This window comes from Sphingomonas sp. (assembly GCF_042095875.1).
In the GTDB taxonomy this organism is placed as follows: domain Bacteria; phylum Pseudomonadota; class Alphaproteobacteria; order Sphingomonadales; family Sphingomonadaceae; genus Sphingomonas.
In genome coordinates this window covers 81,588-87,779 of the sequence record NZ_JBELMJ010000011.1, presented here as the reverse complement: position 1 = coordinate 87,779, position 6,192 = coordinate 81,588, and the positions used below count along the sequence as shown (strand labels likewise).

General features: G+C 73.1%; 7 protein-coding genes. 3 read left to right on the top strand and 4 right to left on the bottom strand.

Annotated elements, in window-relative coordinates; all coding sequences use genetic code 11:
* The 4 genes from ACFDS6_RS06290 to ACFDS6_RS06275 form a co-directional block, all read right to left on the bottom strand.
* Positions 1-843 (bottom strand): AAA family ATPase (locus ACFDS6_RS06290; protein WP_375271261.1); only part of this gene is annotated, 843 nt, incomplete at its 3' end.
* A gap of 30 nt (positions 844-873) precedes the next feature.
* Complete coding sequence (locus tag ACFDS6_RS06285; protein WP_375271260.1) at positions 874-1,602, bottom strand: thioredoxin domain-containing protein; 729 nt, start codon at positions 1,600-1,602, stop codon at positions 874-876.
* A gap of 16 nt (positions 1,603-1,618) precedes the next feature.
* Positions 1,619-2,287, bottom strand: a complete 669-nt coding sequence (locus tag ACFDS6_RS06280; protein WP_375271259.1) for a DsbA family protein — start codon at positions 2,285-2,287, stop codon at positions 1,619-1,621.
* Positions 2,284-2,808 carry a DUF721 domain-containing protein gene (locus ACFDS6_RS06275; RefSeq protein WP_375271258.1) on the bottom strand — a complete coding sequence of 175 codons (525 nt, stop codon included), beginning with the start codon at positions 2,806-2,808 and terminating at the stop codon, positions 2,284-2,286. Before ACFDS6_RS06275 ends, ACFDS6_RS06280 begins: the two co-directional genes overlap by 4 nt.
* A 14-nt stretch (positions 2,809-2,822) precedes the next feature.
* Between ACFDS6_RS06275 and ACFDS6_RS06270 the strand changes: the two genes are divergently transcribed.
* The 3 genes from ACFDS6_RS06270 to nudC all read left to right on the top strand — a co-directional run.
* A complete protein-coding gene (locus tag ACFDS6_RS06270) occupies positions 2,823-3,917 on the top strand; it encodes an A/G-specific adenine glycosylase (RefSeq protein ID WP_375271257.1) in 1,095 nt (364 codons plus the stop codon).
* Entirely contained in the window at positions 3,914-5,323 is a 1,410-nt protein-coding gene (locus tag ACFDS6_RS06265) for a serine hydrolase domain-containing protein (protein WP_375271256.1), read from the top strand. The genes ACFDS6_RS06270 and ACFDS6_RS06265 overlap by 4 nt, the downstream gene beginning before the upstream one ends.
* On the top strand, positions 5,320-6,192 hold an 873-nt coding region (gene nudC / locus ACFDS6_RS06260), incomplete at its 3' end, for an NAD(+) diphosphatase (RefSeq protein WP_375271255.1). The genes ACFDS6_RS06265 and nudC, both read left to right, overlap by 4 nt.

The window sequence follows — 6,192 nt, the reverse complement described above, 5'->3', positions numbered from 1 at the left end:
ACGGGCCGCGATGCTCCCCGCGCGCAGCGCCGCCACCGCGCCGGTCGCTTCCTCCTGCGCGGTCGTCGCGGCGTCGTGCGCGCCGCGCGCCGCCGTCACGCGCGCGTCCGCCGCGCGCGCCTCGTCACGCGCCGCACCTGCGGCGGTGTCCGCCTCGCGCCAGCGCGCGAACAGGCTGCGCGCCTCCGCCACCCGGATCGCCGCCGACACCGCCCGGTACCGCTCCGCCGCGCGCGCCTGCCGCCGAAGCACGCCTGCGCGCGCGTCGCTGTCCGCGATCACCGCGTCGAGCCGCTCCAGATTGGCCTCGGTCGCGCGCAGCCGCGCCTCCGCGTCGCGCCGCCGGACGTGCAGCCCCGCGATCCCCGCCGCTTCCTCCAGCATCGCGCGCCGATCGGCAGGTTTCGCCGCGATCACCGCGCCGATCCGGTTCTGGCTGACCAGTGCCGGGCTGTGCGCGCCCGTCGCCGCGTCCGCGAACAGCAGCTGCACGTCCTTCGCGCGCACGTCGCGCCCGTCGATCCGGTAGGCGGAGCCCGCGCCGCGCTCGATCCGGCGCACCACCTCCAATTCATCGTCCGCATCGGTGTCGAGCAGGATCGACACTTCGGCGAAGTCGCGCGGCGGCCGCGTCGCGGTGCCCGCGAAGATCACGTCCTCCATCCCCGCACCGCGCAGCGACCGGGCGGAATGCTCCCCCATCGTCCAGCGCAGCGCCTCGAGCAGGTTGGACTTGCCGCACCCGTTCGGCCCGACCACGCCGGTCAGCCCGGGCTCGATCACGAGATCGGCGGGGTCGACGAAGCTCTTGAACCCCGTCAACCGCAGCCGCTTGATTTGCACGCGCGCTCGCCCCTGCGCGCTACCGGGTGATTACGCGCCCGCGGTCTTCAGCGCGCTCTCGACCCCGTCCCAGGTGACGACATTGTCCAGCTTGTTGCCGTTCAGGAAGAAGGTCGGCGTTCCCTGCACGCCCTTCTCGGTGCCCGCGTCCATGTACTTGGTCAGCGCCTCGATCTGCTTCTCATCGGTCAGGCACGCGCGCGCCTGCGCCTCGGGGATGCCGCGCTGCTTGACGAAGTCGATATAGCCCAGCTTCTCGGCCCAGTTGGTGAACATCACGCCCGGCGCCTTGCCCTGCTGCGCCTGCTGGAACTGCCCGGCATCCTCCATCTTGGGCAGGATCGTCGCCTGCGCCGCCATCATCTCCTCCAGCAGCGGGAAGAACGGCTGCGCGCCGCCGCACCGCCCCAAGAGCGCGGGCGGGAAGTCGGGCGCGCCGTGGACCAGGAACTCGCGGAACTCGTACGAGACCTTTCCGGTCTTGACGTAATTGTCCATCAGCGGGCGCATGCCGGTGTTGGCGAACGCGCCGCACGTCGGGCACAACCGCGATCCGTACTCCACCAGCTTCAGCGGCGCGTCCGGGTTGCCCGCGACGTAGCCGCCCTCGGGCGTCTGCGACACCGTCTGTGTCCAGTCCTGCCCGGCGGGCGCCGCCGCCGCCTTGACCGAGCCCGCGGGCGCGCTCGGCGCGTCGCCGCTGCCGCCGCAACCGGTCATCAGCGCCAGCGCGCCGGCGAGAAGTGCGATACGCTTCATGGTCAACTCCACTTGCTTATTTGGCACCGGCCGCGCGCAGCATCGGCTGCAACTGCGCCCAGGTCACCGTCTGGATCATCTTGCCGTTCAGCACGAACGCGGGCGTCCCCGCCGCGCCCTCGGTCGATTGCGACACCTTCAGCGCCGCGTTCAGCGCCGTCTCGTCGGCGAAGCACGCGTCGATCGCCGCCGCCGGCACGCCCGCGGTCCGCGCGATCGCGGTCAGCCCCGCACCGTCCGCCAGCGCGCGCAGCTGCGCCAGCTGCGGGTAGGTCGACACGCGTGCCGCGTTCGCCGCGTCCCACGCCACCGCGCGGTCGATCCACCCGCGCTGCTGGTCGAGGAACGCCGCGTGCACCGCCGGGAAGGCCGCCGGACCCGAACAGCGCGCCAGCATCGTCGCGGCGAGATCGATCTTGTCGTGCAGCTGGTTGCGCACCTCGACCGCCAGCGTGCCCGACCGCACCATCGCCTTGATGGATACGTCCGATTCCGCCGCGAAATGCGCGCAATGCGGGCAGGTGTAGCTCAATATCTCGACCAGCCGCACCTTGGCCTTGGGATTGCCGATCAGGTAGCTGCCGGTCGCGACCGGCGTCGTCACCGCGGTCCACGCGCGCGGCGCGGCCGAGACGGGGGCGGCGGCGATCATCGCCGCGGCAAGCAAGGGCAAGAACGTCTTCATTTCACCTGCGGCAGGCTGGGGCGGTTGGCGACACCGGACGCGAGCGCCTCCAGCACCGCCTTCAACTCAGGGTCGGCGATCGTCTTCAGGCTCGCGCCCAGCTCGACCGGCGCGGGGGCGAGCTCGGGCAGGACGCGCTTGGGCGCGCGGCGGGTGATCTCGCCCTGACGGATCGTGATCCGCGCCACCGCCTGGTAACCGAAGAAGCGGTTCACCCGCTCGGTGATCTCCGGCAGCACGTGCTGCATCATCACCGCGTGCGCGCCGCGGCACGTCAGCGTCAGCGTGCCGTCCTGCTTCTTGCCCATCGGAAAGCGGATCGATTCGGGCGAGCTCACCGCCGCCAGCCGTTCGCCGACGATCTCGGGCCAGCGCGACACCACCGCCGACTGGACGAAGCCGAACCGCCGGAACGCCGCACCGCCGACCGCGGGCAGCAGCTCGGATACGGCGCGCGACCGGTTCTGGCGCTCGGGCGGGGGAAGGGGGGCGCGCGGGCGCTTGCTCATCCGCCCGCCCATGCCATAGCGGGGCGGTGGACGCCAAGGATTCGATCGCACCCGTCGCGCGTGAACCGTCCGCGGTCGCGCCCGCGCTGCTCGACTGGTACGACCGCCACCGCCGCGACCTGCCGTGGCGCGCGAGGCCCGGCGAGACGCTCGACCCTTACCGCGTCTGGCTGTCGGAGGTGATGCTCCAGCAGACCACCGTCGCGACCGTCCGCCCGCGCTTCGTTGCCTGGACGCGGCGCTGGCCGACCTTCGCCGATCTCGCCGCCGCCGACGAGGCGGACGTGATGGCCGCCTGGGCGGGGCTCGGCTATTACGCCCGCGCGCGCAATCTGCTCGCCGCCGCGCGCGTCATCGCGGCCGAGCACGCGGGCGAGCTGCCCCGCCGCGAGGACGCGCTGCGCCGCCTGCCGGGCTTCGGCGCCTACACCGCCGCCGCTGTCGCCGCGATCGCGTTCGGGGAGCGCGCGGTGGTGGTCGACGCCAATGTCGAGCGCGTCGTCGCGCGCCTGTTCGCCATTGAGACGCCGCTGCCGAACGCCCGCCCCGCGATCCGTGCCGCCACCGACACCGTCACACCCGACACACGCGCCGGCGACTTCGCGCAGGCGATGATGGACCTGGGTCAAGCCGTCTGCACCGCGCGCCGTCCCAAATGCCTGCTCTGCCCGCTCAGTCGCCACTGCGCCGGCCACGCGCAGGGCGAGCCCGAGCGTTACCCGGTCAGGAAGCCCAAGCCCGATCGCCCGCACCGCTACGGCACGATCTTCTGGCTCACCCGCGACGGCGATCAGGCGCGCGAAGTGCTGCTCCTCCGCCGCCCCGATCGCGGGCTGCTCGGCGGCATGCGCGCGCTGCCGACCGGCCCGTGGGAGCCGGCACAGCCCGGCCTCGCCGGCGCGCCCGCCGACGCCGATTGGCGCGCGCTCAACGTCCAGGTCAGCCACGGCTTCACCCACTTCACGCTCGATCTTGCGCTGGTGACGGGCGAGGCGCATGGCCCGACGGAGGGCGACGCCGCACAGGGCGAATGGTGGCCCGTCGCGTCGCTCGGAGAGGCCGGTCTGCCGACCGTCTTCGCCAAGGCGGCGCGCGCGGTGATGGGGATGGAGGCAGGATGAGGCAGGGAATGTTGAAGCGCCGCTCGGTCGCGGTTGCGGGCGCCGCCGCGCTATCGCTGTTCGCCGGCGCGACGATCGCGCACGAGGCCGCGTCGCAGGCCGCGCCGCAGCCCCAGCAACGCTCCACCCCGCGCCCGCCCGCCGCCACACCCGCGCCGACGCGCGGCGCGCTGCCCGAGACGCAGGCGCTGTTCGACCGCCTCGTCGCGACCAACCGCGCGCCCGGCGTCGCGGGCGCGTTCGGGCAGGGGGACGCACCGACGATCTTCCTCTCCGCCGGCCGCATCGCGACCGACGCGACCGCCCCCGCCGCCGGCCCCGATACGCTGTGGCGCATCTACTCGATGACCAAGCCCGTCACCGGCATGGCCGCGATGCTGCTCGTGCAGGACGGCCGCATCGCGCTCGACGATCCCGTCTCGAAATACATCCCGGCCTTCGCGAACATGCGCGTGCTGACCAGCCCCGACACGTCGCTCGACACGGTACCCGCGCGCCGGCCGATCACGATCCGCATGTTGCTGACCCACTCGTCCGGGCTCAGCTACAACATCTCCGCCAAGGGGCCGCTGCTGAAGGAAACCGAACGGCTCGGCGTCGTCCCCGCGCAGGTCAATGCCGAGGTCGAGCGCGAGGCACGCCGCACCCGCCCGACCAGCCTTCTCGCCTTCGCCGACCGCGCCGCGCAGCTGCCGCTGATCGCGCAGCCGGGCACCCGCTGGAGCTACTCGATCGGCCTCGACGTCATGGGCGCGGTGATCGAGCGCGCGAGCGGCATGTCGTTCGAGCAATTCGTCCAGACGCGCCTGCTCACCCCGCTGCGCATGACCGCGACCGGGTGGCAGGTGCCGGCGGGGCAGCAGGGACGCTTCGCCACGCTCTACGTCGCGGCCGCCGGGCGGCTGCTGCCGTTCGATCCCGCGGCGACCTCGCCCTATCTCACCGCGCCCAGCTTCGCCTACGGCGGCGCGGGGCTGGTCTCGTCGGCACGCGACTACGACCGCTTCCTCCACATGATCCAGAACGGCGGCACGCTCGACGGCGTACAGGTGATGAAGCCGGAAACGGTGCGGCTCGCCACCTCCAACCTCCTGCCCCCCGGCGTCACCTTCACCGGCTACACGCCCGGCTCGATGAAGGGCGCGGGGTTCGGCGCGGGCGGGCTGGTGCAGCTGGAGGACGTGCCCGGCGGCGTACCGCGCGGCACCTATAGCTGGAGCGGTGCTGCCAACACGATCGCCTTCGTCAACCCGCTGACGCGCACCCGCGCGACCGCGATGACCAACATCTTCCCGCCCGGCAGCCTCGATCTCGGCGCGCAGGTCGGCGCGGCGCTGCGCCTCGACGCGGAGCGTGCCGCCGGGCGCGCTGATCTGCGTGCCACCGGACAGCAGCGCCGCCCATGAGCGTTATCCTGACCCCCGGCTTCACCGGCGGCCTGCTCGACCGCGCCGACGCGATGCGCCACGACGACGCCGCGCTGTCGGCCGCGATGGGCAACTGGCAGGCGCGCCTGCTCTCGCTCACCAACTGGGAACCGGAGGTCACCGACGACGGCCGGCTCGGCTGGACCATGCTGACCGAGGCGCCCGACGACGCCGAGTTCGTGCTGCTCGGGCTCGACGGCGGCCGCCCGCGCTTCGCCGCGATCCTGCCGGGGCAGGGCGCGCCGCCGCCGTTCCGCTCGCCGACCTTGTTCAACACGCTTCAGCGGCTCCAGGCCGGCGAGGCGGCGACCTTCGCCACCGCGCGGGCGCTGCTCGACTGGCACGCGCGCCACCGCTTCTGCGCCAATTGCGGCACGCCCACGACGCTGTTCCGCGCCGGCTGGGGGCGCAGATGCGCCAACTGCCGCGCCGAGCATTTCCCGCGCACCGACCCCGTCGTCATCATGATCGCCGAGCATCGCGGCCGCGCGCTGATCGGGCGCCAGCCGAGCTGGCCGCAGGGCCGCTATTCCGCGCTCGCCGGCTTCCTCGAACCGGGCGAGGGGATCGAGGAAGCGGTGCGGCGCGAGATCGCGGAGGAAGCCGGCGTCGCGGTCGGCGCGGTCCGCTACGTCGCCAGCCAGCCGTGGCCGTTCCCGTCGCAGCTGATGATCGCCTGCGTCGCCGAGGCGCTGACCGACGAGATCACGCTCGACACCAACGAGCTCGAGGACGCCCGCTGGGTCACCCGCGACGAGGTGCTGGCGGTGCTCGACGGCACCGGCGACGCTTTTCTCGCCCCGCCGCCCTACGCGATCGCGCACACCCTGCTCGACGCCTGGGCGCGC